Annotated in this window: 24 protein-coding genes and 1 tRNA gene; 13 read left to right on the forward strand and 12 right to left on the reverse strand. The window is 60.0% G+C overall.

Translation table 11 applies throughout. The annotated features are described in order from the left end of the window. Positions 1–96: 96 nt before the first annotated feature. Positions 97–1,779, reverse strand: coding sequence for a methyl-accepting chemotaxis protein (locus DBAC_RS06135; RefSeq protein WP_015773408.1), 1,683 nt, complete (start codon positions 1,777–1,779; stop codon positions 97–99). Positions 1,780–2,252: 473 nt separating this feature from the next. Between DBAC_RS06135 and DBAC_RS06140 the strand changes: the two genes are divergently transcribed. From DBAC_RS06140 to DBAC_RS06180, 9 genes are all read left to right on the forward strand, one after another. Beyond that, complete coding sequence (locus tag DBAC_RS06140) at positions 2,253–3,290, forward strand: MBL fold metallo-hydrolase (RefSeq protein WP_050762050.1); 1,038 nt, start codon at positions 2,253–2,255, stop codon at positions 3,288–3,290. A gap of 174 nt (positions 3,291–3,464) precedes the next feature. Further along, complete coding sequence (locus tag DBAC_RS06145; RefSeq protein WP_015773410.1) at positions 3,465–4,637, forward strand: ABC transporter substrate-binding protein; 1,173 nt, start codon at positions 3,465–3,467, stop codon at positions 4,635–4,637. A 46-nt stretch (positions 4,638–4,683) separates the two neighbouring features. Then, a complete protein-coding gene (locus DBAC_RS06150; RefSeq protein ID WP_015773411.1) occupies positions 4,684–5,634 on the forward strand; it encodes a branched-chain amino acid ABC transporter permease in 951 nt (316 codons plus the stop codon). Between the two features lie 7 nt (positions 5,635–5,641). Continuing rightward, entirely contained in the window at positions 5,642–6,526 is an 885-nt protein-coding gene (locus tag DBAC_RS06155; RefSeq protein WP_015773412.1) for a branched-chain amino acid ABC transporter permease, read from the forward strand. Then, on the forward strand, positions 6,526–7,308 hold the full coding sequence (locus DBAC_RS06160; RefSeq protein WP_015773413.1) for an ABC transporter ATP-binding protein: 783 nt from the start codon (positions 6,526–6,528) through the stop codon (positions 7,306–7,308). The genes DBAC_RS06155 and DBAC_RS06160 overlap by 1 nt, the downstream gene beginning before the upstream one ends. Beyond that, positions 7,289–7,999 carry an ABC transporter ATP-binding protein gene (locus tag DBAC_RS06165; protein ID WP_015773414.1) on the forward strand — a complete coding sequence of 237 codons (711 nt, stop codon included), beginning with the start codon at positions 7,289–7,291 and terminating at the stop codon, positions 7,997–7,999. The genes DBAC_RS06160 and DBAC_RS06165 overlap by 20 nt, the downstream gene beginning before the upstream one ends. A 213-nt stretch (positions 8,000–8,212) precedes the next feature. Next, positions 8,213–8,947, forward strand: coding sequence for a (Fe-S)-binding protein (locus DBAC_RS06170; protein ID WP_015773415.1), 735 nt, complete (start codon positions 8,213–8,215; stop codon positions 8,945–8,947). A gap of 1 nt (position 8,948) precedes the next feature. After that, positions 8,949–10,394 carry a LutB/LldF family L-lactate oxidation iron-sulfur protein gene (locus DBAC_RS06175; RefSeq protein WP_015773416.1) on the forward strand — a complete coding sequence of 482 codons (1,446 nt, stop codon included), beginning with the start codon at positions 8,949–8,951 and terminating at the stop codon, positions 10,392–10,394. Further along, positions 10,391–11,104 (forward strand): LutC/YkgG family protein, encoded by a 714-nt coding sequence (locus DBAC_RS06180; protein WP_015773417.1) that lies wholly within the window; start codon positions 10,391–10,393, stop codon positions 11,102–11,104. Before DBAC_RS06175 ends, DBAC_RS06180 begins: the two co-directional genes overlap by 4 nt. Positions 11,105–11,239: 135 nt before the next feature. On the opposite strand, the gene DBAC_RS18750 is transcribed toward DBAC_RS06180, so the two are convergent. Next, positions 11,240–12,109, reverse strand: a complete 870-nt coding sequence (locus DBAC_RS18750; RefSeq protein ID WP_143890810.1) for a hypothetical protein — start codon at positions 12,107–12,109, stop codon at positions 11,240–11,242. 25 nt (positions 12,110–12,134) lie between these two features. On the opposite strand from DBAC_RS18750, the gene DBAC_RS06190 reads away from it, so the two are divergent. After that, a complete protein-coding gene (locus DBAC_RS06190) occupies positions 12,135–12,560 on the forward strand; it encodes an acyl-CoA thioesterase (protein WP_015773419.1) in 426 nt (141 codons plus the stop codon). Between the two features lie 51 nt (positions 12,561–12,611). Here the strand turns inward: DBAC_RS06190 and DBAC_RS17730 are convergent, their stop codons facing one another. Continuing rightward, entirely contained in the window at positions 12,612–15,746 is a 3,135-nt protein-coding gene (locus DBAC_RS17730; RefSeq protein WP_015773420.1) for an MASE3 domain-containing protein, read from the reverse strand. A 225-nt stretch (positions 15,747–15,971) separates the two neighbouring features. Here DBAC_RS17730 and DBAC_RS06200 point away from each other — a divergent pair, with 225 nt between their 5' ends. Further along, the gene (locus tag DBAC_RS06200) at positions 15,972–17,549 is read left to right on the forward strand and encodes a bifunctional aminoglycoside phosphotransferase/ATP-binding protein (protein ID WP_015773421.1); all 1,578 of its coding nucleotides are present in this window, start codon (positions 15,972–15,974) and stop codon (positions 17,547–17,549) included. 64 nt (positions 17,550–17,613) lie between these two features. Here the strand turns inward: DBAC_RS06200 and pspC are convergent, their stop codons facing one another. From pspC to pspA, 3 genes are all read right to left on the reverse strand, one after another. Further along, positions 17,614–18,057, reverse strand: a complete 444-nt coding sequence (pspC, locus tag DBAC_RS06205) for an envelope stress response membrane protein PspC (protein ID WP_015773422.1) — start codon at positions 18,055–18,057, stop codon at positions 17,614–17,616. Further along, entirely contained in the window at positions 18,054–18,284 is a 231-nt protein-coding gene (locus tag DBAC_RS06210; RefSeq protein ID WP_015773423.1) for an envelope stress response membrane protein PspB, read from the reverse strand. The genes pspC and DBAC_RS06210 overlap by 4 nt, the downstream gene beginning before the upstream one ends. A gap of 72 nt (positions 18,285–18,356) precedes the next feature. Beyond that, positions 18,357–19,016: a phage shock protein PspA gene (pspA, locus tag DBAC_RS06215; RefSeq protein ID WP_015773424.1), complete on the reverse strand. Its 660-nt coding sequence runs from the start codon at positions 19,014–19,016 to the stop codon at positions 18,357–18,359. 168 nt (positions 19,017–19,184) lie between these two features. Here pspA and pspF point away from each other — a divergent pair, with 168 nt between their 5' ends. After that, complete coding sequence (gene pspF / locus DBAC_RS06220; RefSeq protein ID WP_015773425.1) at positions 19,185–20,213, forward strand: phage shock protein operon transcriptional activator; 1,029 nt, start codon at positions 19,185–19,187, stop codon at positions 20,211–20,213. An 89-nt stretch (positions 20,214–20,302) separates the two neighbouring features. Here pspF and ylqF read toward each other — a convergent pair whose 3' ends face one another. From ylqF to DBAC_RS06250, 6 genes are all read right to left on the reverse strand, one after another. Next, the gene (ylqF, locus tag DBAC_RS06225) at positions 20,303–21,142 is read right to left on the reverse strand and encodes a ribosome biogenesis GTPase YlqF (protein ID WP_015773426.1); all 840 of its coding nucleotides are present in this window, start codon (positions 21,140–21,142) and stop codon (positions 20,303–20,305) included. Further along, positions 21,143–23,227, reverse strand: a complete 2,085-nt coding sequence (locus DBAC_RS06230) for a M3 family metallopeptidase (protein ID WP_015773427.1) — start codon at positions 23,225–23,227, stop codon at positions 21,143–21,145. A 250-nt stretch (positions 23,228–23,477) separates the two neighbouring features. Beyond that, complete coding sequence (locus DBAC_RS06235) at positions 23,478–24,143, reverse strand: hypothetical protein (protein WP_015773428.1); 666 nt, start codon at positions 24,141–24,143, stop codon at positions 23,478–23,480. A gap of 66 nt (positions 24,144–24,209) precedes the next feature. Next, positions 24,210–25,223, reverse strand: a complete 1,014-nt coding sequence (locus DBAC_RS06240; RefSeq protein ID WP_015773429.1) for a tryptophan--tRNA ligase — start codon at positions 25,221–25,223, stop codon at positions 24,210–24,212. A gap of 9 nt (positions 25,224–25,232) precedes the next feature. Continuing rightward, complete coding sequence (locus tag DBAC_RS06245) at positions 25,233–25,883, reverse strand: site-2 protease family protein (RefSeq protein WP_015773430.1); 651 nt, start codon at positions 25,881–25,883, stop codon at positions 25,233–25,235. Between the two features lie 41 nt (positions 25,884–25,924). Continuing rightward, entirely contained in the window at positions 25,925–26,491 is a 567-nt protein-coding gene (locus DBAC_RS06250) for a UbiX family flavin prenyltransferase (RefSeq protein ID WP_015773431.1), read from the reverse strand. Between the two features lie 95 nt (positions 26,492–26,586). Here DBAC_RS06250 and DBAC_RS06255 point away from each other — a divergent pair. Then, a tRNA-Arg gene (locus DBAC_RS06255) sits at positions 26,587–26,663 on the forward strand. Positions 26,664–26,955: the final 292 nt, after the last annotated feature.

Genomic DNA, 26,955 nt, shown 5'->3' on the forward strand with positions numbered 1-26,955 from the left:
TGCATTAACCGCCATGGTTGCGGCGGAATGGGAGTAGGGCGGGGGTGCCCCCGCCTCCTGTCCGATGCATCAGTTGTTGGTTTGGGAAGGCAAAATCTAGATCTTGAATTTGCTCACCATTTCATCGAGATTTTCGGCCAAGCGGGCCAGGGATTGCGAATTTGAATGCATGGACTGGGCGGTTTCGGCCACTTCACTCGAAGCGGCATTGACCGACGACACATCCTTGGCGATGGTTCGCAGCACCCCATCGGCCTGCGCGACATTCTGGTTGACCTGCTGCACGCCGACCGAGGCCTGCCCAACATTATCGGCGATGTCGCGGGTCGTCACGGACTGCTCTTCCACCGCCACAGCGATGCTCCCCACGATGGAATCCACATCGTTGATGACGTTGCTGATCTGTCCGATCTCCTGCACCGTCTGTCCGGTGGTCTGCTGGATGCCTTGAATCTTGCCTCGGATTTCCTCCGTGGCCTGGGCGGTCTGCTGGGCCAATTCCTTGATCTCATTTGCGACCACGGCAAAACCACGTCCCGCCTCTCCTGCCCGGGCCGCCTCGATGGTCGCATTGAGGGCCAAAAGGTTGGTCTGGGACGATATGGCCGATATGGCCTCCGTAACCTTGCCGATATCCCTCGCCGCCGTGCCGAGCTCGTTGACCTGTACGGAAGCCTTCCCGGCCGCGGCAACAGCCTGGCCGGTTATTTCCTTGGCTTTTCCCGTGCTGACGGAAATTTCCGTGATGGTCGCGCTCATTTCTTCGGAACTTGTGGCCACGGTGCCCATGTTCACCGTAAACTGCTCCATGGACGCGGCGACGCTGTTCATGTTCGCGCTCATTTCCTCCGCCGAGGCCGCGACCGTGTTCGAGGTCCCGGTCATGACGTTCGACGAATTGCTGAGGCTGCCTGCCAGGTCCAACAGGGTGCGCGAGGCCATGCTGACCTGGCTTGAATTGCGGGCGACATCCTTGATGATGTTGTGCACCCTGTCCACGAACTGATTGAACCACTCGCCCAGTTCCTGAGTTTCCGTGCCGGACTGGTCCTTGATCCTTTTGGTCAGATCGCCTTCACCCTCGGCAATGTCGCGCAGCATGGCGATCATGCGGCCCAGAGGGCTTGTTATGCCGTTGGAGATGAACAGGGTCAGCGCACCGCCCACGAGGATGCTGCCGAAGGTGATGATTGCCAGAATGAGTTTGAGCCGCTCAAAGGCGCCCGCAGCTTCCTGGCCCGCAATCTCGGCGTCGCTTTCGACAATTTCGGTCAGTTTGTTGATGTGCTCGCGCATGATGTCGAATTTTTCAGCGCCTTCGGTCGTGGCCAGCTCAACAGCTTCCGGACTCGCTTCCCCTGTGGACGTGGCACGCAGCGCGAGTATCTTTTTCGATATGTCTTCCCAGGCGATCCTGTCTTTCTTGTACTGGTCGACCAAAGCCTTTTTTTCCTCTGAGAAAGAGACTTCAATGAACTTCGACATGCGGCTGTCCGCCTGCTCCATGTTTTCCTGGTAGGATTTCAGGTTGTTTTCATATTCGGCCGATCCGGGAATGCTGAGCAACAAGCCTCGCTCGGCCAGAAGCATCTGGTGCAGGTCGCGGTCCGCTTCGAGCAGGACCGCCGTTCCGGGCAGGTCGCGCATAAGCACCAAAGATAATTTTTCGTTGATGGACGTGGCCATGAAAAAGGCCACAAATCCCATGATTCCGATCAAGGCGACGTTGAGGCCAAGAATGACGAACAGGCGTCCACGTATGCGAAATGAACTCAACATGCCCCCTCCATTGAATTATGGTTAGAAATAACTAGCGATGCACTCCAGCTCTGTTTGAAGAATGACACAGAAGCATCATGCCGACAACATCTGTCTCAGGCCGATTTCTTTAAACATGTCATCTATCTATACGTAAAAAAAGGGCGAAGTCAAAATATTCATCGTGTTTTAGGCCCGTCACTTCCCCGGCGCGAGAAATCATGATTGCTTGAGCCAAAAAGAGTTGTTCGAAGCTTCCTGGCAGATCAGTGGCCGGAGCGATTCCGCTGTAGGATATCAAGAATGATCTGGTAGGGACTCTGCTCGTCGCAGGGACGAGGGATCGTTGCTTTCATGCGATAGCGACGCCGGGGAATGACTTTTTGCAGTGCCCTCTGTACGGTGTATACATATAGATGATTTTTTTAACGTCTCATCACGATCAGGTGACTTCAATGCATAATCCTCCCCACAGGAACCATCATGGCCGGAGTATGGCTACGGCTGGCAGCGCACTTTTCCTGTTGGCCGTGCTGTTCCTGCTTGGCTGCGGCAACGGGTATTATCGTGGCCCGGTTTCGGATCATTTCGATGGCAGCACGTTCGACAATCCCTGGGATCCGATGCCCAATCGTTTTGGCGATTTTCTGAAGTGGCGTCTGACCGCCGAGCGCGGATACTGGCCGGAGCATGTGGCGGTCGAACCGACCCTGCCTCCGCAACGCGTCATGGGGGAAGAGTTGCGCGTGACCTATGTCGGTCATGCCACGGTGTTGCTGCAGACCCGGGGGCTGAACATCCTGACCGATCCGATCTGGTCCGAGCGGGCCAGTCCGTTCAGTTTTGCGGGCCCTCGGCGGGTGGCCGCGCCCGGGGTGAGGTTTGAAGACCTGCCGCCCATCGACCTGGTACTGGTCAGCCACAACCATTACGATCATCTGGACCTGCCGACGCTCGCGCGTCTGCATCAGGCCTTCAATCCACTGGTCCTGACGCCTCTGGGCAACGATGCCACGATCAGGTCGGCCGTTCCGGAGATGCGGCTTCGGACCCTGGATTGGGGACAGAGCTTCACCGTCAACGAGCAGGTTCGCCTTGTGCTCGAGCCCATGCAGCATTGGTCGGCCCGGGGGCTTTTTGATCGGCTCGAAGCCTTGTGGGGGGCTTTTGTCATCGATGCGCCGGGTGGGGCCATCTATTTTCTGGCCGATGCGGGGTACGCAGGGCATCTGTCAAAGGATTTTGTGGCAAAGTACGGCCCGCCGCGCCTGAGTCTGCTGCCGGTCGGGGCATACGAGCCGCAATGGTTCATGCGCTACGCTCACATGAATCCCGCCGAGGCGGTCCAGACCTTCCTGGATCTGGGACTGGGGAATGCCATGGGCACCCAGCACGAGGTTTTTCCCATGGCCGACGAAGCCTATGCGGCCCCGCGCCGGGAACTGTCGCAGGCCTTGCATTCCAGGGGGATCGACGAATCGTTGTTTTTGCTGCCAAAAGTGGGGGAGTGGTTCACGGTGCCGCCGCGCTGACGCTTTGCGCGATGCGAAAGTTCATCTGACCGATTTTGCAACCTTTTTTTCATACGTACCCCTTTACGGCATATTTTCAGCTTGCACCCTCTGACCGTCCTTGATAGGTCAGTCAATCTTTTATCGATTGCATAGTTTTTTCTCTTTGCAAATCGCATTCTTACGGAGGATTTCATGCGCATATTCGTAGTGCTGGCAGCAAGCCTGTTTTTTGCCCAGGCAGCCTTTGCCGAACCGGTCGGCAGCCCCATTCCTGTAGGTATCGCCGTAGGGCAGACCACCAATGTGGCGCTGTTCGGCGAAGAGCAGGTCAACGGCGCCAAGGTGGCGGAAAAGATGATCAACGAGAAGGGCGGCGTGAACGGAACGCCCATCAAACTCGTCTTCCAGGACACCGGCGGTGACGAAGCCGGGGCCATCAACGCCTTTCAGAACCTGATCTCCCGCGACAAGGTCGTGGCCATCATCGGGCCCACCCTGTCCCAGCAGGCCTTTGCCGCCAATCCTATCGCCAACCAGGCCAAAGTCCCGGTGGTCGGCCCGTCCAACACGGCCAAGGGCGTGGCCCAGATCGGCGAATACGTCTCCCGCATTTCCGCGCCCATGACCCTGGTCGCCCCCAACGCCTTGAAGCGGGCGCTGGCCATCAACCCCAATGTCAAGAACGTGGCCGTGGTCTATGCGCAGGATGACGCCTTCAACGTCTCCGAGACCGGCATTTTCCAGGAAGCCATCAAGGACCAGGGCCTGAACATCGCCCTCATTCAAAAGACCAGCGTCAAGGACACCGATTTCACCACCCAGGTCACCGCCATCCTCGGCGCGAACGTGGACATGGTGGTCATGAGCTGCCTGGCGGCCGACGGAGGCAACATGGTCAAGCAGTTGCGCCAGTTCGGCTATGAGGGCCTCATCGTCGGCGGCAACGGTTTCAACTCTCCGAACATGTATCCGGTCTGCGGCAAGGAATGCACCGGCGTCATCGTGGCCCAGGCTTACAGTCCAAAAGCCGACAACGCCGAGAACAACGCCTTTGTTCCCGTGTTCAAGGAGATGTTCAAGAAAGACCCGGCCCAGTTCTCGGCCCAAGCCTATACCAGCGTGAAGGTTGTCGTGGAAGCCTTGAGCGAGGTCGAGAAGAACTCCGGCAAGAAAGTCGCCGAGATGGACACCGCTGAACTGCGCACCGCGCTCAATGCCGCCATCATCTCCAGTTCCTACGACACGCCGCTCGGCGAGATCGTCCTCGATGCCGACGGCGAGATCACCCAGAAGACGTTTTATGTCTCCCAGATCAAGATTGCCGACGACGGCAAGACCGGGGCCATGGAACTGCTGCCCGAATAACGCATCCTGCCGGGGGGGCGCCGCTTCCCCCGGCTTTTGGCATATCATGAACATCGTCTATTTCCTGCAAAATATCCTGAACGGCCTCTCCATCGGTTCGGTCTACGCCATCTTCGCCCTCGGCTATACGTTGGTCTTCTCCATCCTTGGAATCATCAATTTCGCCCACGGCGCGGTCTTCACCCTCGGCGCATATTGCACCTACGCCCTGGCCGTCGGCGATTTCGGCTTGAACGGACTCCTGGCCGGCATGAGCCTGCCGTTCAGCCTGCCGTTTCCCGTGGCGCTCCTGGGCGGCTCGGTCATGGCCGGTTTTGTCGGCGTCCTGGTCGAGCGTCTGGCCTTTCGGCCGTTGCGGGCCAAGGGCGCCGATCCGCTCCTGGCTCTGGTCAGCAGCCTGGGCGTTGCCCTTATCCTGGTCAACTGCCTCCAATTTCTCGTTGGCGCGGAGATCTATTCCTTTCCATCGGACATCTTCGGCTCTCTGCCCATGGCCATGATCTTCAAGATGGACGGCAAGATTCTGGCCGTGCGCACCGTGCAGCTCATCATCCTCGGCGTGAGCCTGGCCATGCTCCTGGTGCTGGCCTGGTTCATGAACCGGACGCGCATGGGCAAGGCCCTGCAAGCCACGGCCGAGAATCCGGAAACCGCGAGCCTGCTCGGCATCAACGTGGACCGCTACATCCTGTCCACGTTTTTCATCTCCGGCGCACTGGGCGGCCTGGCCGGCACCCTCATCGGCGCGAGCTTCGGGCTGGCCGGGCCGTATTTCGGCGTCAGCTACGGACTCAAAGGCCTGGCGGTCATCGTGCTCGGAGGGCTTGGCAGCATCCCCGGCGCTGTCCTTGGCGGGCTGGTCATCGGTCTGGGCGAGGCGTTTCTGCCCCCGGATTATTCGTCCATGAAAGAGGCCGTGGCCTTTGTCATGCTTTTCGTCATTCTTCTGGCCCGCCCGCAAGGGCTCCTTGGCCAGAAAACCATCCAGAAGGTCTAGGCTGGACATGTTTCTCGACAATTACGGATTTCTCATTGTAGCCATCATCCAGCAGGCCCTCCTGGGCATGAGCCTGTGGTATCCGCTCATGGCCGGGCAGCTCTCCTTGGCCAGCATCGGCTTCTATTCCCTGGGAGGCTACATCGCGGCCATCATGGGCACGAGCCCTCTTTTCGCCGCCTGGCGGGAAACCCTGGGCCCGGCCCTCTATCCCGTGGAATGGCTTATCGCCATGCTGGCCAGCGTCCTCCTGGGCCTCTTGGTCGGCATCCCGGCCCTGCGGCTGCGCGGCATCTACCTGGCCCTCGCGACCATAGCCTTTGTGCAGGTGCTCAATGTCGTGGTGCTTGTCCTCGACGTGACCGGTGGGGCGGTGGGGCTCTTCGGCATCCCGCAACCTTTCGAAAAACGCATCGGTTATCTGTGGTTCTTCGGGCCGCTTCTCATCGTCATGCTGCTCTTTTCCTGGCGACTGACCCGCACCGTGGCCGGCCGGTCCTTCATGGCCATCCGCGAGGACGAACTGGCCGCCCAGGCCATGGGCATCTCAACCACTTACGAAAAGGTCCGCGCCTTCGTCATCGGTTGTGGCCTGGCCGGAGTGGTAGGGGCCATGAGCGCGCCGTTCCTGAACACCTGGAACGCCCGCCAGAGCAGCTTCGACGCTTCCGTGGCCTGCCTGGCCTATGTGCTCATCGGCGGTGCGCGCTCCATCTGGGGCCCGCTGCTGGGCGCGATCCTGCTGGTCGCGTTGCCGGAAGTGCTGCGTCCGCTGAAAGACGCCCGCCTGATCATGAACGGCATCGTCCTGGTCGTGGCCTGCATCTATCTGCCCCAGGGCATCGCCGGGCTGCTGGCCTCCCTGCGCCGCAAAGCTTCGGGGGTGGCCTGATGGACGCCATTTTACAGCTGGAAGGCGTTTCGCGGTCTTTCGGGGGGCTCATGGCTGTCGGTGATGTCGGCTTTGCAGTCCAGGCCGGTGAAATCTTCGGCCTGATCGGTCCCAACGGCGCGGGCAAGACCACGCTCTTCAACCTGATCTCCGGCATCACTCCTGTTTCCGCCGGCAAAATCAGTTTTCTGGGGCAAGACATTCTCGGCATCGCGCCCCACAAGGTCGCCGGGATGGGCATGGCCCGGACGTTCCAGAACATCCGCCTGTTCAGCGGCATGAGCGTGCTCGACAATGTGCGCGCGCCCATGCAGGCCTTTGCCGAAACCGGCCTTTTGTCGGACCTGCTCGGCCTCCCGGCCAGCCGCGCCCAGGAAATGAAGATCCGGGACAAGGCGCTGGAACTGCTCGGCCTTGTCGGGCTTGAATCCAAGGCCCTGGATGTCGCCTCTTCCCTGCCCTACGGCGAGCGCAGGCGGCTTGAGATCGCCCGCGCCCTGGCTCTGCGGCCCAAATTGCTGCTTCTGGACGAACCGGCCGCAGGCCTCAATCTGGCCGAAAAAGCCGAACTCAGCTCCTTCATTCGCGACCTGCGCGATCGCTTCGACCTGACCGTGCTCATCATCGAGCATCATGTGCCCCTGGTCATGGGGCTGTGTGACCGTCTGGCCGTGCTCAATTTCGGCCGCCTCATCTGCCAGGGCAAACCGGAGGACGTGCGCAACGATCAATGCGTCATCGACGCCTATCTGGGGGACAGCCATGCCGCTGCTCGAACTTGATCAGGTCAGCGTGAACTACGGTGCGGTCAAGGCCGTGCGCGAGGTCAGCCTGTATGTGGAGCATGGCGAGGTGGTCACCCTCATCGGCGCCAACGGCGCGGGCAAGAGTACCATCCTGCGCGCCGTTTCCGGCCTGGCCCGCATCGCCTCCGGCTCCCTTTCGTTCGCCGGGACGGACATAGCCAAAACCCGCCCCGACGCCATTGTGCGCGGCGGGCTCGCCCATTGTCCCGAAGGACGCCAGGTTCTGGCCAGGCAGAGCATCGAGGACAACCTCCTGCTCGGCGCCTATATCCGTAAGGACAAAGACGGCATCGCGCGTGATCTGGACAAGTCCTACACCATGTTTCCGCGCCTGCGCGAGCGTCGCCGCCAACCGGCCGGGACCCTCTCCGGCGGCGAACAGCAGATGCTGGCCATCGCTCGCGCCCTCATGAGCTCGCCGCGCATGCTCCTGCTCGATGAACCATCCCTGGGACTCGCCCCGCTGGTGGTGGAAGAGATTTTCGCCATCCTGGACACCCTGAGCGCCCAGGGCATGACCATCCTCCTTGTGGAGCAGAACGCGCGGCTGGCCCTGGCCCATTCCCACCGTGGCTACGTCCTCGAATCCGGACAGATCGCCGCCACCGGCGAAGCTCGGGCCCTGCTGGACGACGACCGCGTTCTGGCGGCGTATCTGGGGGCGTGAAGCGTTGTAAGAGGCGGGGCGCTGCCCCGGGCCCCGCAAGGGGCTAGGCCCCTTGACCCGTGCAGGGGGGGGCTGGCGCAGGGAGCATTTGGGATGCTTATGCTGCAAATTTGTCGAGTTGTGGGCCGTGGCTTTTTTGTTTGGTGCTGAGCGCCAACATTATGTATTTGTGATTTTTATTGAATGGCGCAGCAGCGCTTGCGAGGTGTTTGAATGACCAAACCAAAAAGGGTGACCCTGTTCATCCAGTGCATAGTGGATTCCTGTTTTCCTGAAGTAGGCGAAGCCATGGTCAAGGTGCTGGAGCGCCAGGGCCTGACCCTCGACTATCCCCCGGACCAGACCTGCTGCGGACAGCCGGCCTTCAACGCCGGATATCGCGATGAGGCGGCGCGGCTGGCCCTGCATTATCTGGACGTGTTCGAACACGCCGAGGTCATTGTCTGCCCTTCGGGGTCGTGCGTGAACATGGTCCGGCATCATTACATGGAACTTTTTGCCAAGGATCCCCGCCTGCTTGAACGAGCCAAAAGGGTGGCCGCCAAGACCTTCGAGTTCACCGAGTTTCTGGTCGACGTGTTGGGCGTGACCGATGTCGGCGCGACCTGGAACGGGGAGGTAACCTACCACGATTCCTGTCACCTGCTGCGCGGCCTCGGCGTCAAGGATCAGCCTCGGGCGCTCCTTTCCAAGGTGCGCGGGCTCACGCTTGTCGAGATGACCCGCTCCGATGAATGCTGCGGGTTCGGCGGCACGTTTTCGGCCAAATATCCCGAAATTTCCGAGGCCCTGCTCGAAACCAAGCTGGCCAACATCCAGGCCACGGGCACGGGCGCGGTGGTCGGGTGCGACATGGGCTGCCTCATGCACATGCAGGGCATGATCCGCCGCCGCGAGCTGCCCATCAGCGTGCACCATATCGCCGAAATCCTGGCCGGGGAGGAGTGAGATGCTGAAACAGGATCCGCTGCAATACAGGGAACTGGCCGCCAAGGCCGTGCAGGACAAGCAGCTGCACAAGGCCCTTGGCAAGCTTCGGGACAAATTCGGCCGTAACGCCGTAAACCTCTACAATCAGCTCTCGCCGGAGCACGATCCGCGTCAGGACGCCAAGGCCGTGCGGCGCAAGATCGTCGACAATCTGGACGTGGTGCTCGAAACTCTGGCTGCGAACATCCGGGCCAGGGGCGGGCATGTCCACCTGGCCGAGACCGGCGCCGATGCCGTGGAATACTGCCTGGGCGTGGCCAAACGGTTTCAGGTCCGCCGCGTGGTCAAGGGCAAGTCCATGCTCAGCGAAGAGATTCATCTCAACGACGCGCTTGAAGCCGCCGGCATCGAGACCGTGGAGACGGACCTTGGCGAATATATCGTGCAGCTCAAAGGCGAAGCGCCGTCGCACATCATCGCCCCGGCCATCCATTACACCCGCGAGCAGGTCGGCGAACTTTTCGCCGAAAAACTGGGCGAGCCCTTCACGGATGATCCGCCGACCCTGACCGCCATGGCGCGAAAGGCCCTGCGCGAGAAGATGCTGGGCGCCGACATGGGCATCTCCGGCGGCAACACCGCCTGCGCCGAGACAGGGCACGTGACCATCGTCTCCAACGAGGGCAACATCCGCATGGCCACGACCATGCCGAGGGTGCACGTCGTGCTGCTCGGCATCGAGAAGATCGCCGCCACCCTCGAAGACCACGACATCCTCTTGCGCATGCTGACCCGCGCCGCCGCCGGGCAGAAGATTTCCACCTATGTCAGCTATGTGGGCGGGCCGCGCCTGGACGAGGAACCCGACGGACCCGAAGAATTCCATCTGGTCCTGGTGGACAACGGCCGCAGCCGCATCCTGGCCGACCCGGATTTTCGCGAGGTGCTGCATTGCGTACGCTGCGGCGGATGTCTGAATGTCTGCCCGGTCTACATGGCCATCGGCGGCCACAGTTATGGCTCTCCGTATTGCGGTCCCATCGGCGCGGTCTTCACGCCTCTGACGCAAGGCATCAACACCTGCCACCATCTCTGTCAGGGGGAAACCCTGTGCGGAGCCTGCAAGCAGGTTTGCCCCGTGGACAACGACCTGCCGCGCATGCTCTCGCTGCTGCGTTTTAAATTGGCCAATGGCGATGCACGCTGGAACGTGCGCCCCCAGAGCCTGCCCGCAAAGCTGGTTTTCGGGGCCTGGTCGGTGCTCATGCGTCATCGGCGCATGTACGACGCGATGAGCCTCTTGGCCGGGTTTTGTCAGAGATTGCTGCCCCGCAAAAACGGCTGGATCAGCCGCCTGCCCGGACCGCTTGGCGGCTGGACCAGAGGCCGCGATTTTCCGCCTCTGGCCAAGAAAAGCTTTGCCCGGCGCTGGGCGCGTCGGAATACGACAAGGAGGGACGCATGAGCCGCATCATTGAACGGGTTCGGCAGGCCCTGGGAGTGCAGGCCAAAGATGGCCGCGACAAGCTCGTTTTTGCCAAGAGCGAGGACTTTGTGCATTTCGCGGACGCAAAGGCCACGGCCCAAGAGCGGGACGGCTGGATGGAGAGCATCCGCATTGAGGCGAAGGCGCTCAATCTGCAGGTGCACGAGTGTCCGGATCTGGATGCCTGCGGCGAAGCCATCGCCTCCCTGGCCCGGGAACGCGACCCGGAATGGGGCACAGTGAAGCAGATCATGCGCTGGAGCGACCCGATTCTCGATGGACTGGGGCTTGAGGAGCGTCTGGGCACCGAGATAGCCGTCAAGTCGGTGCCGGGCGCGGACTCCTTCAGCCAGTTTGAGCGCGAGGAGTTCCGGCGTGAGGTCATCGCCTCGTACATCGGCATCACCACCGCCGACTACCTCCTGGCCGACACGGCCTCGCTGGTGCTCCTGGGCGGCCGTGGCCGGGCGCGGTCCGTGTCGCTGGTGCCGTCAATTCATATCGCGGTGGTTCCTCGCAGCCGCATGCTGGCCTCCTACCGGCAGATGCTCTCCCTGCTCAGCGCCATGGACCTGCCGTCCAACGTGAGCATTGTCACCGGCCCGAGCAAGACCGCCGACATCGAGGCCACCCTGGTGCACGGGGCGCATGGTCCGCGCGAGATGCATCTCTTTGTGGTCGCGTCCTGATATTCGCGTTTGCTTAAGGGCGCATTGAGTAAGTTCGCAAAAAGAGAGCGCCAAGCTGACGAAAGTGTCATCTTGGCGCTTTTTCTTGGGGCGGAACGCGGTTTGCGGCATCAACCGCGGTCCACAGGAAGCGAGTCATCCTGCTGCGGCAAATCCATTCAAGAATTCGATGATCTCCTGTTCCGTCTCGCTTCTGAGCATGCTTTTATAAATGAAACAGTGCGTGATTATCGTGTGCATACCTTCGGAAAATCCATAGCTCAGGATCGAGACCTCTCTTTTGTGGATCATTCCTTCTATTTTGTTGTAAATGACAATAGAATTATTTACATTTATGAATTCTGATTCAACTAATTGCGCATTTTTCATCTGATAGTGTTCAACAAGTTTTTTATGAATTTCAGTCATCGGCATCTTTTCATCATACATGAATATATGCGCGTTGGTGAATCTTCTGGCTGAAAAATCGATTGTTGAAACAGATTTATTTTTTACTGACCACAGCTTGCTGTCGTAATAGAATGATGCTCCTGATTGTCCAATATAAATCTGGTCTACTGCGTTTTTCGATTTTTCTCTTGCTTCCAGATGTTCATACCCGGCAGCCACGCCTTTTTTCTTGTCTCCTGACCTGGTTGCAGGGGCGCAGGAAGCTGAAAATATGATCAAAAGAGCCAGGATAACGTATTTTTGTATGCGGAATCTCCGTTTATTCACGACCTGTCTTGGGTGAAATTTTCGGCTGTTGTCGGGTTCGCCATCCGCGCGCCTGACGCACCGCAGGTTGTCATGATTTGAAAAGTCCGGAACGTACGGGTGCTTTGCCGGTCTGCCATGGCCACTGGCGAGCAGGTGCAGAGCTGATTTGGCATGTTGCAAATAGCCCGGAAATGCATGACAGTCCATAAGACTGTGCCAAGGTTCAGGAACACTGGGGCGATAACGAATGACAGTCGGCCTGTCGCAACGCGTAAAGGCATCGACACAACAGTGACCGCGCTTCACGCCGGTCGCCGTAAAGGAGAACACGATGAAGTTGGAAGAGAATGCCGGACGACAGCCCCGCGGATTGCTGGTTCTGCGCACTCTGGCCATGCCTCGGGACACCAACCCCAGCGGCGACATTTTCGGCGGCTGGATTCTGGCCCAGATGGACGTGGCCGGGGGGCTCATGGCCTCGGAGGTCTCCAAGGGGCGGACCGTGACGGTCAGCGTGGAGAAGATGAGCTTCGACAAGCCGGTGCGCATGGGCGACACCATCTGCGTGCATGCGGAGCTTCTGCATGTGGGCAATTCGTCCATGGACATCAAGCTTGAGGTCTGGGCGCGGCAACTGGTCGGCGCATACGAGGCGCAGCGCGAGCTGGTGACCGAAGGGGTGTTCCGCTACGTGGCCGTGGACGAGAACCGCCGCCCGCGCAGAGTGCCCGACAACCCGGATTTTTTCAGCAGATGACACGGCAATGGCCTGGTCCGGCTGTCGTCTGATCGGGCCCTTGACGGCGTGTCAGCCTATGTTGGCGTTTTCCTTTATCACTTCCATGAGCGTTTTGATGCTGAAGGGTTTGGACACATAGCCGTCCACGCCCTTGTCCAGCAGCTTCTCCCTGTCTCCGTTCATGGCGTAGGCGGTCATGGCGATGATCGGCACTGGTTTTTTGCCGGTGGCCTGCTCAGTGACGCGGATGCGCCTGGTGGCCTCGATTCCGTCCATTTCCGGCATCTGAATATCCATCAGGACGAGGTCGAAATCCTGCTCCATGATGCGCTCCAGCACCTCATGCCCGTTATGGGCGGTGACGACCTCGTGGCCGTTTTTAGTCAGCAGATTGCGGACGGCGAAAAGGTTCACCTCATCGTCTTCGGCCACGAGTATTTTCCTCGGCCTCAGCGCTGTTTTCGTCTGAGCTGAAGAATCCTGGGCCGGCAGTTTAAGTGCCTTGTCCAGGGTGACGCAGAAATAGATGCTTGTTCCCACGCCGACCTCGCTTGAAATGGCCATGTTGCCGCCCATCAGCCCGACCAGGCGCTTGCAGATGGACAGGCCAAGGCCCGCGCCTTGGTATTGTCTGGTGTAGCCTTGGCTTACCTGGCTGAAAGGCTCGAAGAGCAGGCCCAGCGCTTCATCGGGGATGCCGCACCCCGAATCCGAAACCTCGAAGAATATGCGCAGCTGGTTTTCGTTACGGGCCGGCAAAGGGTAGGCCTCCACGCTGACGAAGCCGCGCTCTGTGAACTTGAAGGCATTGCCGATCAGGTTCGTGAGCACCTGTTGCAGGCGGAGAGGGTCGCCGATGACGTGTTGCGGCAGTGTGTCGTCGAAATGATGCCGCAGCTCGACACCAGACTGCAGGGCGATGGACGCGAAGAGATCGATGGATTGATGGAGTTTTTTGCGCAGGTCGAAGACTTCGGGCCGAATGGGCATCTTGCCTGCTTCCACCCGGGAGAGGTCGAGAATGTCGGAAAGCAGGCTGGTCAGGCGGGAGGTCGATTGCACGGCCATGGAGCTGTATTCGAGCTGTTCATGATTCAGACTTGTGGTCTGCAGGAGCTGCAGCATACCCATGATGCCGTTCAACGGGGTGCGTATCTCGTGGCTCATGTTGGCCAGAAATTCGCTCTTGGCCCTGTTTGCCGCCTCGGCGGCCTCCTTGGCGCGTAGCGCGACATATTCCGCGTTCTTCCGCTCGGTCACGTCCACATGCGTGCCCACCATGCGCACGGCATGGTCCTGTTCGTCTTTTTCAACCACCCGGCCACGCGCCATGATCCACTGCCATTGTCCGGATTTGGATTTCATGCGAAATTCGATCTCGAAAACCTGCCCGCTGGCGACATGGCGGCTTACTTCGTCTTCGACAGCAAGCACATCGTCGGGATGGATAAGACTTCGCCATGTAGCGTAGTTCGCTTCGAACTCCCCGGGTTCGTAGCCGAGCATGGCATAGTAGTGGGGGCTGAAATATGTGCTGCCCGATACGCAATCCCAATCCCAGAGCCCGTCGTTGGTGACCTCCAGGGCCAGGGCCAGCCGCTCTTCGCTCTGGCGCACGGCCTCCTCGGACATTTTGCGGGCGGTGATGTCTTCGCGCATGAGGATGCCGCCGGAGAAGATGCCGTCCTTGAACAGGGGGATGGCCTTGACGCTTTGCCAGGCCGAACCGCCGGCGGCGAGGCGGGGGATGAAAAGGCTTGGCAGGCTTACGGGGCGGCCCTGAAGCACCTCTTTCAGCTCAGGACCGATCCCCGCGGAGACCAGACCGGGTAGTTCATGCAGGGCCCGGCCCAGAAAATATTCTTTATCCAGACGGCCTTTGGCAAAACTGTCAATGTGAAACTGGTTGATGTAATTGATTTTTCCATCGCGATCAAAGGTCATGATCGAAAGCGGCAGGTTGTCCACCAGAGACTGGTATAGATTTCTGCTCTCGACCAGCACCTCTGCCGCGTGTTTGCGTTCCGTCAGATCGACGCCGAGGCTGGTCACGTCCGTGGGCAGGCCCGATGAATCGAAGGCCACCGCGTTGGCCCAGCCGATGGTGTGGCGGGCGCCGTTTTTGCCTATGATCTCATTTTCATGCGTGGAGTAGGCCAGGCTTTGTCCACCCGCCATGACGGAATCGAAAAATTCGCGGGTCGACTCGCGGATCTCGACAGGAATGCACACTTCAAACCAGTCCCGACCCAGCACCTCTTCCTGCTCCCATCCGGTCAGCTTGAGAAAATATTCGTTGGCGAAGACGATTCGTCCCTTGGGGTCGAGGGAGATGCCGATCTGCGGCGTGTGTACCAGAATGTTCCGCCATTTTTCTTCCGAACGCGCCAAGGCTTCGCGTTCCTGGGCAAGTTGCCTGAAAAGGGTCTGATAGGGGCGTTTCAAGGCGAAACGGACCAGGGCCAGATAGATCAGGAAAAAGGATACGATCTTCAGAAAATGACCGATAACATTGGAGAGGCCGTACACATTTACGTAGAACGTGAAGGCCGATTCGCCCACGATGCTCAGGGCTATGGAAATGATCAGCAGGTGGTAGATGCCGGGTTCGAGTTTGTCTCGCTGCAGTGTCAGATTGAGCATGGTCACCGCCAGTACAGCGCTGACGGCGTATTCGGCGGCGATCTTGAACGTCGTCAGTCCCACCCCTTCAATGTGGCAGACCGGAAAAATATCCCAGACGAAGATGCTCAGCAACAAGGCCGACGTTATGGCGGAGAGGACCGCGAGCAACGACCACAGGGAAAAACCGCGTCCCAGCATCAGGCTGTAGGCAAAGAGACTGGCCGCTTCCAGCCCTCGGGCCGCGATCCAGAGTTGCGTGGCCGGGTTTGCGTCCTTTACGGACGCGAAGATGTTCATTCCACTGTAGGCCAGGGTGTGAGTCAGGTCGAGCAGGGCGATGAAAAAGTAGGCGATGCCCAGGAACAGAAGGGCATCGTTGCGCAGAAAGGCGCGCGTGTTCCAGACCAGCAGCAAAACGCTCCAGCCCACAGCCACGGAGAAGAGTTCGGCCAGAGTGTGAAAAAGGAGGAAATTGTGACGGCTGATGGAGAAAAGCACGACCAGGAGAAATGTCCACAGGGTGACGTGGAGCAGGGTACGCGAAATGTCATGGGGGGCGGGTTGGTCATCTGCAAGCATTCGGGCTCCGGTATGCATTTTCCTCACGTACGCGGATTTTCGGCAATTCGGCAGTACAAGTCCGTGGACAGTCAGGTCTGTGTGTCCATACCAGCAAATTTTCGGGCAGACCACCAATAAAACTCCTGACGCTTCATTCATCAGGACGTGCTTGTGGGCAGGACATGACACGAGGCCGCGGATCTGTTAGCATCTGTGCACAACATTGCTTGGAGTACGCGTAGCATGAATTCCGCCGAACGATTCGAGGACATTTGCCGGGCCATGTCCGAACCCGCTTTTTATCCGCATCCCGCCCTCCAGGTCGAACGCCGGGAGACCCATATCTCCGTCGTTTTTCTGGCCGGAGACTGGGCCTACAAGCTCAAAAAGCATAAGGATTTGGGATTTCTCGATTTTCGTGATCCCGCCCGCCGTCTTTATTTTTGCATGCAGGAGATAACTCTCAACCAACGCTTGAGCTTTGGTGTGTACCAGGAAGTGATGGGCATCCACGAAGGCGCGGCGGGCCTGTGTTTTGGCCCTGTGGAAGGCGCGCTTGAATATGCCGTGAAGATGAGGCGATTGCCGGATGAGGCCAGTCTTGAGGCTCTGCTGCGCAAGGGGAAGGTAACTCAGGAAAATATTTCACGCCTGGGCGAAACCCTGGCCGCTTTCCACGCAAGGGCCGAGCGCGGGCAGGACATCGACGCGTACGGCGATTTTGAGCATATCCGCTTCAACATGGAGGAGAATTTCACGCAGATTCAGCCCATTGCGCAGAATTTGCTCGATCCGCAGAAGTGGGAGTTTTTTCGGCAGGTCTGCCGCTCCTTTGCGGACAACCATGTCGAGCTGTTCATGCACCGGGTGCGGGAGGGCCGTATCAGCGACGGGCACGGAGATCTGCGGGCCGAGCATGTCTATTTTCACCACGGGGTGCAGGTCATCGACTGCATCGAGTTCAACGAGCGTTTCAGATACGGTGACTGCGCCCTGGATCTGGCCTTTCTGATCATGGATCTGGACCGCCTGGGGCATGCGGATACGGGACTCCTGCTGCTGCGGGCTTACGCCATGGCGGCGAAAGATCCGGAGTCTTACGCGCTCATGGATTTCTATGCCGCGTACCGCGCCACTGTGCGCCTCAAGGTGGCCTGTTTTTCCCTGGAGCACGCTGCGGACCGGGCCGCCGTGGTAGGGGGAATTCGTGGATACCTGGACCAGGCCTGCCGCTATGCCATGTCTTTTGGCAGACCGGTGCTCTGGGTTTTCTGCGGCCTGCCCGCGTCGGGAAAATCGACTCTGGCAAGCCGGGTGGCCAGGGCGCTGTTCATGCCCCGGTTTGCCTCCGATACCGTCAGAAAGCAGGAGCCGGATTTTCCTCGTGACGGCGTGGTTGCCTTTGATGCGGGGGCGTATCGGCCCGTGCTGCGCAGTCGCGTCTACTCCGGGCTGTTCAATCTGGCCCTGGATGAGCTCAAAAAGGGGCGCTCCGTGGTTCTGGACGCGACGTTCTCTAAGGCGCAGTGGAGGGAGTCGGCCGTGCTTCTGGCAAAGGATCAGAAGGCGGGTCTTATCTTCGTCGAGTGCGTCTGCGATCCGCAGACTATAAGGGCGAGGCTTGCGCAGCGCGAGAGCGCGGCCGGGGAGTCGGATGCGCGGCTGATCCATTTCGAGGATCTGATCGCCGGTTTCGAGCCGTTGGGCCAAGAGACTGCCGGCGTCTGCATCACAATCGACACGGATCAGGCACTGGATGATTGTTTTTACGAGATACTGGCGCGCGGGCATGCCCTTAAGCATGCCCAGGCGTCTGGATGATGGATTGCCTGGCGGTCGCGGACCCGGCGAGGATATCTCGCCGGGTGACCCAGGCTCGGGAGAGCTAGGAATTGCGCATACGTCGTTCCCACTCGAAATCGCGGCTGGTGACCACGTCCTCCATGCGCCGGAGCCTGCGGTCCAGGCTGTCGAATTTGCGTTTGATCCGCTCCAGGGCCCCGGCCCGGGAGCTGGTGTAGGAATTGTAGAATTCCTGGTCCGCGGGGCTGTCGAAGGGCACCACCGGCTCCATCTTCATGACCATGGCCGCGATGAGGTACAAGAGCCCGACCGGCCAGATGCCGGTGACCAGGAAGAGAAGGATGACGACGGCCCGCACCGCACCGGGAGCGAAGTCGAAGTATCGGGCGATGCCTTTGCACACGCCGAGAAAAACCCCGTTCCGGGCCCGGTAGAGGCCGCGCTGTTCATCCATGGGGCGCTGCCAGCGCGATCCTTGATATCCGCCGCCACGCATGCGGCCGGTGCCGCGTCCGAAAGCTCTCATGATCTTCTCTCCTTGCCGTCCTTTTCCAGGAGGATGGTTTCCAGCGCCTCGATGCGCTCTTCCATGCGCGACATGCCGTTATAGATCTCCTGGATCATCTGCGCTTCCCGAGCCACGTTGACCTCGCCGGATTTGCTGAACATCTTGATGAAACCGAAGATCACCGCGCCGACCAGCAGAATACCGGCGGTCATGAGCACGAATATGAAGCCGAAAAAATGTTCCATGCGTCTTCTCCTTGCGTGTTTGTCTCCGCATAGCCGAGGCTGTGACGGCCGCCAAACAAATTTTCAGCTGCGCTATTCCTTGGCGGCGGAGCGCATGGAGGCGAGCTGTTCTTCGACTTCGTCGCCGCCCTCAAGCAGGGCGAATTCCTGTTCCAGGTTCCGGTTCTGGCGCGGCGCGGCCAGTTCGGCCTCGGCTTCCATGCGTTCGATGCGCTGCTCGAACTGATCGAAACGCATCATCACGTCGCTGGACTGGACCCGCGAGACATTGGAGCGGGCCTTAATGCGCTGGTCCGCTCGCACATGGCGCTTGGCCAGGCTGCGCTGGCGCTCCTTGGCAGATTCGAGCTTGGCTTCGAGCTGCTCGATGTCTTCACGGGCCTGTTCGATCAGCACCGCGAAACGGTCCCTCTCCCGCTCCAGCCCCTCGCTCAGGCGCTGGGCGCTCAGTTTTTCGAGGAGTGCCTCCCGGGCCAGATCTTCCCGTCCCTTTTCCATGGCAAGCTTTGCCCTGTTGTTCCAGAGTTCCGCGCGCTCGCCGATCTGCGACAGTTCGCGGGCAATGCGCTTCTGATCGGCCATGAGTCCGGCGCAGGCGGCCTTGAGCTCCACCGAGGTCTCTTCCATCTCCTGAATCATGAGCCGGATCATCTTTTCCGGCTCTTCGGCCTTGTCCAGCATGGAATTGATATTGGAACCGATAATGTCTTTAAATCTGGTAAATACGCCCATGAGTTCCTCCGCGAGTATCGATGTTCGTGATTACCACCTCATGAGCAGAGATCATGCCAGTACTGAAAAGTGCTGTAACCTGCTGAAATACAGTTTATTTTTGTAAATTGTATTTTGCTGATCTGGTCTATTATTGCATGATCTGGTTGATTATACTATTTATTGGTGATGGAAACCACATATTCGTCGTCGCCCAGGGAAGCCATTGGCCAGTCCGAGGCATTTTTGCATTTTCAGGAGCAGCTTTCCCGCGTGGCGCGGGTAGACAGGCCGGTGCTCATTATCGGCGAGCGCGGTACCGGCAAGGAGCTGGCCGCCGCGCGCCTGCATTATCTTTCGCAGCGCTGGCAGGGGCCGCTGGTCACGCTCAACTGCGCGGCCCTGGCCGGATCGCTTCTGGATGCGGAACTCTTCGGGCACGAGGTCGGGGCGTTCACCGGCGCCACGGTCCGCCGCAAAGGGCGCTTCGAGAACGCGGACACCGGCACCCTGTTTCTGGACGAGATCGCGAACCTCTCGCCAGAGGCGCAGGAAAAGATACTGCGCGTGGTCGAATACGGATCCTTCGACCGGGTCGGAGGGAGCCGGCCGGTGACGGTCAACGTGCGCATCGTGGGCGCGACCAATGTGGATCTTCCGCAGCGGGCCAAGCTTGGCGCTTTCAAGGAGGATTTGCTGGATCGCCTGAGCTTCGAGGTGCTGACCGTGCCGCCGCTGCGCATGCGCGAAGGGGACGTGCAGGTGCTGACCCGGCATTTCGCCGCTCGCATGGCCATAGGCATGGGTTATCCCGAATCGCCGGAGTTTTCCGCGCGGGCCATGGCCATGCTCACGTCCCACCCTTGGCCGGGCAATGTGCGCGAGCTCAAGAACGTGGTCGAGCGAGCCGTGTATCGGACCGGTCCGGGAACCATCAGGGAGGTGGTTTTTGATCCGTTCTCGTCTCCGTATCGCCCGGTGGAGCGGGCCGAACCCTCAGCACCGACGCTAACGGCAAGGGATGATGTTCGGCGCTCCGCGAAGCCGAATCTGGGCATTCCGCTGTCAAGGGCCGTGCGCGAGCTGGAAGAGGCATATCTGGCGGCGGCTCTGGATCAAAGCCGCCACAACCAAAAACGGGCTGCAGATCTGCTGGGACTGACCTACCATCAGTTCCGCGGGCTGTACCGCAGGCTTGGCGCGGACCGGGAAGACTGACGGCGCGGCGCACTCACCTTGGAAAAAAAAAGCCAGGCCTGCCCTGTAATGGGCGGACCTGGCTTGTTCAGTTTTCTGCGGGGCAGAACTTATGCCGCTTTGGGCGCAGGCGGCTTTTGCAGGCTGATGCGCCCGATCTGTCCGGCGCGCAGTTCATTCAAAAGGATGCCCGCCGCCTTGGTCACGTCCACTTCGCCGCCCTTGATCAGGCAGCCGCGTTTTTTGCCGAGTGCTTCGAGCAGTTCGAGGCCCTCCAGGGGCAGTTCGGCGAGCTTGTAGCGTTCCTGGAGCAGGATCGGGTATTCACGTAGCAGATAATCTCCGACGCGTGCGGCGACCTCGGCGTTATCCATGGCCGTCTCGCGCACCGCGCCGCTGCCGGCCAGCATGTAGGAGGCCGTGGCGCTCACGATCTTGGGCCAGAGCACGCCGGGGGTGTCGTACAGGGTCAGCTCGTCGCCGATATGGACCCGCTTCTGCTTGGTGGTGATGGCGGCCTGGTTGGCGGCCCGGGCGACCTTGCGCCCGACCAGGGTGTTCATGAGGGTGGACTTGCCCACATTGGGGATGCCGACGATGAGGCAGTTGACGGGCTGCATGAGGAAATTGCGCTCTTTGACCATGCCCGGCAGGATGGCCAGAATCCGCTTGGCGTCCTTGGGGGAGGTGGCGCTGATTTCCATGGGCACGGTGCCGCATTCGCGGTAGAAATCCATCCAGGATGCGGTCACGGCCGGGTCGGCCAGATCGCTCTTGTTCAGAACTTTCAGGCACGGCCTTGGTCCGCGCAGTTCACGCAGCAAGGGATTTTCGCTGTAACCGGGCAGGCGGGCATCGAGCACTTCAATGACCACGTCAACCTTGGCCATGACCAGGGCTATCTGTTTTCTGGCCCGGTGCATGTGGCCGGGAAACCATTGAATCGACATCTAATTATCCTTGTTTGTAGGCAAAAGGCCTTCCTGGCGCAGGAGGGCCCTTGGGTCGGGTTCGCGACCTCGAAAGAGACGAAAAATGTCCATGGGGTGTCGGCTGCCGCCCAGGGCCAGGACCGTGTTCCGGAAGCGCAGGCCCGTATCCTGCCTGCGGGCCGGATCTTCAAGCCCGGCGTCCACAAACGCGCCGAAAGCGTCGGCGCTCAGGACTTCGGCCCATTTGTAGCTGTAATACCCGGCCGCGTAGCCGCCGGCAAAGATGTGCGAGAAGGAGCACAGGAAGCGGTCCTCGGGCAGTGGCGGCAGGGGCAGGATTTCGCGGGCGATGCGCTGGGCGGTGTCCATGGGATCAAGGGTGTCCGGATCGGCCGTGTGCAGGGTCAGGTCGGTCAGGGCGAAGCAGACCTGGCGTAGGGCGTTGGAACCGGCGCGGAAGGTCCGGGTCTCAAGGAGCTGGTCCAGAAGTTCCGCGGCCATGGGTTCCCCTGTGCGGTAATGGCGGGCCAGCCCGGTCAGGGTCTGAAGGTGGTAACACCAGTTTTCCATGAACTGACTCGGCAGCTCCACGGCATCCCATTCGATATTGGAGATTCCGGCCACGAAGCCATGGTCCACCGTGGTCAGCATGTGCTGCAGGGCATGGCCGAATTCGTGGAAGAGCGTGGTCACCTCCTGAAAACTCATCAGCGAAGGCGCGTCGTCCAGGGCCGGGCGCTGATTGCAGTTCACATAGGCGATGGGCAGGCGCACGGCATGACCGCGTGGGGCGCAGACCGTGCTGCGTCCGTAAAGTTCATCCATCCAGGCGCCGCCGCGCTTTTCTTCGGGGCGGGCGTAGGGGTCCAGATAAAAGCCAGCGATTTCGAGGCCGTCACTGTTCTTGACCCGGTAGTAGGTCACATCCGCGTGCCAGGTCGGCACCTCGGCGCCGGCTTCGATCCTGACGGCGAAGAGGTTCTCGATCAGATCGAAGAGACCCTTGAGGATGGCCGGCAGAGGAAAATAGGGGCGGATCAGCTCGTCGCGCAGTCCGAAACGCTGCTCCTTCACCCTTTCGGCCCAATACATGACGTCCCAGGGCTGGATGTCATCGGACTGTCCGGCCGCGCGGGCCAGTTCGCCCAGCTCAATGAGGTCGTTCAAGGCCTGGTCCGTTGCCGCGTCCTGGATCGTGCGCAGCAGGGTCTTGATGCTGTCCACGTTTGGGGCCATCTTGCGTTCAAGGCTTACGTCCGCGAAATTCTCAAAGCCAAGCAGCGCGGCCAGCTCCCGGCGCAGTTTCAGAATGCGCCGGATATGGGGCAGGTTGTCCGTGTCGCCGCTGGCGGCGCGGGTTATGTAGGCCCGGTAGACATTCTCGCGCAGATCGCGCCGGGAGGCGTGCTGCATGAAGGACAGGAACGAGGGCAGGTCAAGGGTGACGCACCAGGGGCCGTTTTCCGCCGTGGCGTTCTCCTGCCCGCGCGCGCGGGCCATGCTGGCGGCCAGGCGCAGCGAGTCTTCGGGGAGTCCTGCGACTTCATCCTTTTGCGTCAGGGTCAGGGCATAGGCCTGGGTCGCGTCGAGAACATTGTTGGTGAAGCGGGTGGACAGCTCGGCCAGCTCCTGGCTTATGGCGTTGAAGCGCTCGCGATCCTCGGGAGAAAGCCCAACGCCCTGCAGGGCCGCGTCGCGGATCAGCAGGCTGATGGTGCGCTGGAGGGCCTGGCTGAACGTGGAAAAATCCGGGCTGTCCCGCAGGGCGAGGAGCGCGTCGTAGACGGGGCGGCTCTGCCCCAGGCGGTTGTGAAATTCCACGACCAGGGGCTGTGCCTGCGCATAGGCCTGACGCATGGCGTCGCAGTTCTTGACGTTATGCAGGTGCGTGGCCACGCCCCAGGCGCGCGCAACCCTGTCGGTCAGGCGCTCCAGAGGGACCAGCAGACCGTGCCAGGTACGGGGCGCGGCCTGTTCGAGGGCTTCGAGTTCGGCGCTGCTTGTGGCAATGACGTGCTGCATGGCCGGCATGACATGATCGGCGGTGATGGAAGGGAAATCGGGACACAGTTCCCAGCTCCGCAGGGGATTTGGCTCGTGCATGGCAGTCCTTGGCATGGGTCGGTTCAAGTGATGGCTTCGGGTGTATAAAAAACGGGAGGAGTGAACAAGGAGGCATGCCTCCTTTTGAGTTCGCGGCAATCAAACGATGAGAACGGACCGGTTGCACGGGCCGGAGGCTCAAGCCATCGCGGCGGTGCGCGCGATCATCTTGAGAAGCTCATGGCGCAGGCAGCGTTTTGCCTCTCAAGATGGGCGCGATACGAACGCCGCTGTTTTCCGGGCTCGCGCCCTAATTCAGGGTGTTGAGTTCGGTCTGCACCTGCTGGATCAGTTCCTTGGCCTTCATCAGCTTTTCCTGCTGCTCCGGCGACTGCAGCTGCGTGGACATGTAGGACGTCTTTTGCGTCATTTCCTGCAGGATGGAGCTCAAAAGCGCCGCGCGCGTCTTGGAGGGCAATGTTTCCAGCTCCGCCACCTTGGATTCCATGGTTCCGACCTTGGTGTCCAGGCTCGACACGGTGGTCTTGATCACGGAGAGGTCCTGCACCTGCAGGGTGAGCTGTTTGATGTTCTGATTGAGATTGAAATAGAAGCCCAGCAGCAGAATCACCGCCGCCAGCGAGGCAAACAGGGCGATCTTGCTCATGTCCCGGCGCGGGGTCTGAGCCGCTGGGGTAGCCTCTGGAGCGCTTTTGCGCGCGGCTTCGGGGGCCGGCGTGAAGTGCAGGGGCTCGGCCGCAACCCTGTGCTCAAGTGTCGCTTCGACTTCGTCATGGGTGAGGGATTTTTCCCGGGTCAGGCTCTGGGCCAGTCTCGCATATTCCGTAAAGGACGTTACTTCGGGTTTTTCTTCCTTGACGATTTCGGTCAGCTCGACCTTTTTGGTCTTGCGGGCCGGTGCTGTGTCTTTCTTGGTCTTGCGTTCCAGCTGAACGACTTTTTTTGCGGCTCCCATCGTATCCTCCATCACTCGAATAAAGAAAAATCATAAACAAAAAACGGTCCAAAGACCAGCCCGTGCTTAGGCCGTAAGCGTCTTGATCCCCACGGACTCGCGGATGCGGTTCAGAAAGGGACGGCTGTAGGCGCGGGCTTTTTCGGCGCCTTCCTTCAGCACTTTCTCGATGTAGGCCGGGTTCTGCATCAACTCGGCGTATTTTTCGCGCGGTTCGGCCAGCTGCGCGTTGACGACCTCGAACAGGTCCTGCTTGACGTAGCCCCAGCCGATGCCAGCGGCGAATTTGGCCCGCATCTCCGCGACCTGATCTTTTGTGGCGAAGGCGCGGAACATTTCGAACAGGGCGCAGCCCTCGGTCTCCTTGGGCTCCTCAGGGGCCTGGGAGTTGGTGGTGATCTTCATGATCAGCTTGCGCAGGTCCTTTTCCGGGGCGAACAGCGGGATGTAGTTGTTGTAGCTCTTGCTCATCTTGCGTCCGTCAAGACCGGTCAGCACGGCCGTGGATTCGTCCACGCGGGCCTCAGGCAGGACAAAGTGCTCGCCGAAATGGTGGTTGAAGCGCTGGGCGATGTCGCGGGTCATCTCCAGGTGCTGGGTCTGATCCTTGCCCACGGGCACGATGTTGGCGTTGAACATGAGGATGTCGGCGGCCATGAGAATGGGGTAGGAGTAGAGACCCATGGTGATGCCCTTGTCCGGATCGGGGCTGCCGCCCTCCTCGTTGTCCTGCACCGCGGCCTTGTATGCGTGGGCGCGGTTCATGAGGCCCTTGGCCGTCATGCAGGTCAGGATCCAGGTCAGCTCCGGAATTTCGGTGATGTCGGACTGGCAGTAGAAGGTGCTCTTGTCCGTATCCAGGCCCAGGGCCAGCCAGGTGGCGGCCACTTCTAGGCGGGACTGATGAATGCGGGCCGGATCATGACATTTGATCAGCGAATGGAAATCGGCCAGAAAATAGTAGGAGTTGACGTTTTCATCGCGGCTGGCCTCGATGGCCGGGCGGATGGCGCCGACGTAATTGCCCAGGTGCGGCGTGCCGGAGGTGGTGATTCCGGTCAGGACGGTCAGTTTCTTCATGTCGGGACCTTAAAGCAGTGGTTTGATGATCATGTTTTGCACAAAAGCCGAAACAGGGGACAGAATCATGCCGAGGCCCCCGGTGAAGGCCAGCAGAAGCAGGATGATGAAGCCGTAGCGCTCCAGCTGCATGAACCGCGCGGCCATGGGGCCGGGCAGCAAGCAGGCCAGGATCTTGCTGCCGTCCAGCGGGGGGATGGGCAGCAGGTTGAAGGTGCCGAGGATGGCGTTGATGAAGACGCCGGCCGCGGCGATGTTGATCATGGGCCGCAGGATATACGCGTATTCGGCGGATCCGGGACTCTGGGACGCGACGATGATGATTTTCAGCAGGATGGCGAAGAAGATCATCACCGCGAAGTTGGCCATGGGGCCGGCCAGGGACACGAACATGATGCCGCGCCGGTAGTCTTTGTAGTAGGCGGGGTTAATGGGCACGGGCTTGGCCCATCCGATCATCTGCGTCAGGACCAGGACCAGGGTGCCCATGGGGTCGAGATGTTTCAGCGGGTTGAGGGTCAGCCTTCCGGCCAGCTTGGCCGTGGGATCGCCCATAAGGTAGGAAACATAGCCGTGCGCGACTTCGTGGCAGGTGATGCCAAGAAAGAAGGGCAGGGCGATAATGGAGAAATGATGGAGTGTCTGAGTAATGTCGAACATGGAGCCTCGGCTATCATCAAGCTCCCCGGCGGGCAACTCTTTTAGCTCCAGCGGGTGTAGAGGCCGTGGGGCAATCCGAGCTGTTCGAGGATGCGGCCCACGAACTGGCTCACGAGCTGCTCGATTGATTCCGGACGATGGTAGAATCCGGGACATGGCGGCATGATCACGGCTCCGGCCCGATGGGCGCGAAGCATGTTCTTGAGATGGATCTCGCTCAAGGGCGTTTCGCGCGGCACCAGAATCAGCGGGCGACGCTCTTTGAGGGTCACGTCGGCGGCGCGATGCAGCAGATTGGAACCGACCCCGGTGGCGATGGCGGCGAGACTGGCCATGGAGCACGGACAGACGATCATGCCCGAGTGCTCCCAGGAACCACTGGCAGGAGCGGCCGCGATATTGGCGGGGTCATGCAGGAAATGAAAGCAGGACTCCAGATCAAGCGGGTCCGAATTGAGTTCATGCCGAAAGACCTGACGCGCCCCGTCGGAGATGATCCCATGCAACTCAAGCCCCGGAGCCTCGCGCAAGGCCCGCGCCAGGAGTCGAGCATACTCCATTCCACTAGCCCCGGAAATGGCCAGAATTATACGTCGCTCAACTGTCATGGATCACCTCGAAAATTTCAGTATGGCCCACCCGGCTATATCAGACACGAAAGCTTGACAAGCGCGGGACGTCTGCATAGACAGTCTTTCCCCGTGCGCAATTAGCTCAGTTGGATAGAGCGTTAGCCTCCGGAGCTAAAGGCCGCAAGTTCGATTCTTGCATTGCGCACCAAAGAAATCAAGGGCTTATGAGTAAATCACTCGTAAGCCCTTTTTCTTTCCCCGCACCATTCCCCGCACGCAAATCCGCTCCCCGCACGGCTTAGGGAGAAATCGCTAGTAGACCATTTTTTTCGCAAACTTCCTCGTACGCAAATTCCGCTCCGCATGACATAGTGGGAAATTGCCTGCAGGCCCTTTTTTCGCACCTTTCCCCGCACCGCCGTTGGCCCAATATGTGGGTGCACCTAATCCGCTTATTTAGGGGTATGCCGGGCCTCATTGGTTTGATCCTGCTTGGCGGC

The organism is Desulfomicrobium baculatum DSM 4028 (assembly GCF_000023225.1).
Classification (GTDB): Bacteria; Desulfobacterota; Desulfovibrionia; order Desulfovibrionales; family Desulfomicrobiaceae; genus Desulfomicrobium; species Desulfomicrobium baculatum.

Coding starts and splice junctions, on each gene's coding strand:
- DBAC_RS06135 (WP_015773408.1), bottom strand. CDS start 1,779: ATGTTGAGTTCATTTCGCATACGTGGACGCCTGTTCGTCATTCTTGGC.
- DBAC_RS06140 (WP_050762050.1), top strand. CDS start 2,253: ATGGCTACGGCTGGCAGCGCACTTTTCCTGTTGGCCGTGCTGTTCCTG.
- DBAC_RS06145 (WP_015773410.1), top strand. CDS start 3,465: ATGCGCATATTCGTAGTGCTGGCAGCAAGCCTGTTTTTTGCCCAGGCA.
- DBAC_RS06150 (WP_015773411.1), top strand. CDS start 4,684: ATGAACATCGTCTATTTCCTGCAAAATATCCTGAACGGCCTCTCCATC.
- DBAC_RS06155 (WP_015773412.1), top strand. CDS start 5,642: ATGTTTCTCGACAATTACGGATTTCTCATTGTAGCCATCATCCAGCAG.
- DBAC_RS06160 (WP_015773413.1), top strand. CDS start 6,526: ATGGACGCCATTTTACAGCTGGAAGGCGTTTCGCGGTCTTTCGGGGGG.
- DBAC_RS06165 (WP_015773414.1), top strand. CDS start 7,289: ATGCCGCTGCTCGAACTTGATCAGGTCAGCGTGAACTACGGTGCGGTC.
- DBAC_RS06170 (WP_015773415.1), top strand. CDS start 8,213: ATGACCAAACCAAAAAGGGTGACCCTGTTCATCCAGTGCATAGTGGAT.
- DBAC_RS06175 (WP_015773416.1), top strand. CDS start 8,949: ATGCTGAAACAGGATCCGCTGCAATACAGGGAACTGGCCGCCAAGGCC.
- DBAC_RS06180 (WP_015773417.1), top strand. CDS start 10,391: ATGAGCCGCATCATTGAACGGGTTCGGCAGGCCCTGGGAGTGCAGGCC.
- DBAC_RS06190 (WP_015773419.1), top strand. CDS start 12,135: ATGAAGTTGGAAGAGAATGCCGGACGACAGCCCCGCGGATTGCTGGTT.
- DBAC_RS17730 (WP_015773420.1), bottom strand. CDS start 15,746: ATGCTTGCAGATGACCAACCCGCCCCCCATGACATTTCGCGTACCCTG.
- DBAC_RS06200 (WP_015773421.1), top strand. CDS start 15,972: ATGAATTCCGCCGAACGATTCGAGGACATTTGCCGGGCCATGTCCGAA.
- pspC (WP_015773422.1), bottom strand. CDS start 18,057: ATGAGAGCTTTCGGACGCGGCACCGGCCGCATGCGTGGCGGCGGATAT.
- DBAC_RS06210 (WP_015773423.1), bottom strand. CDS start 18,284: ATGGAACATTTTTTCGGCTTCATATTCGTGCTCATGACCGCCGGTATT.
- pspA (WP_015773424.1), bottom strand. CDS start 19,016: ATGGGCGTATTTACCAGATTTAAAGACATTATCGGTTCCAATATCAAT.
- pspF (WP_015773425.1), top strand. CDS start 19,185: ATGGAAACCACATATTCGTCGTCGCCCAGGGAAGCCATTGGCCAGTCC.
- ylqF (WP_015773426.1), bottom strand. CDS start 21,142: ATGTCGATTCAATGGTTTCCCGGCCACATGCACCGGGCCAGAAAACAG.
- DBAC_RS06230 (WP_015773427.1), bottom strand. CDS start 23,227: ATGCACGAGCCAAATCCCCTGCGGAGCTGGGAACTGTGTCCCGATTTC.
- DBAC_RS06235 (WP_015773428.1), bottom strand. CDS start 24,143: ATGGGAGCCGCAAAAAAAGTCGTTCAGCTGGAACGCAAGACCAAGAAA.
- DBAC_RS06240 (WP_015773429.1), bottom strand. CDS start 25,223: ATGAAGAAACTGACCGTCCTGACCGGAATCACCACCTCCGGCACGCCG.
- DBAC_RS06245 (WP_015773430.1), bottom strand. CDS start 25,883: ATGTTCGACATTACTCAGACACTCCATCATTTCTCCATTATCGCCCTG.
- DBAC_RS06250 (WP_015773431.1), bottom strand. CDS start 26,491: ATGACAGTTGAGCGACGTATAATTCTGGCCATTTCCGGGGCTAGTGGA.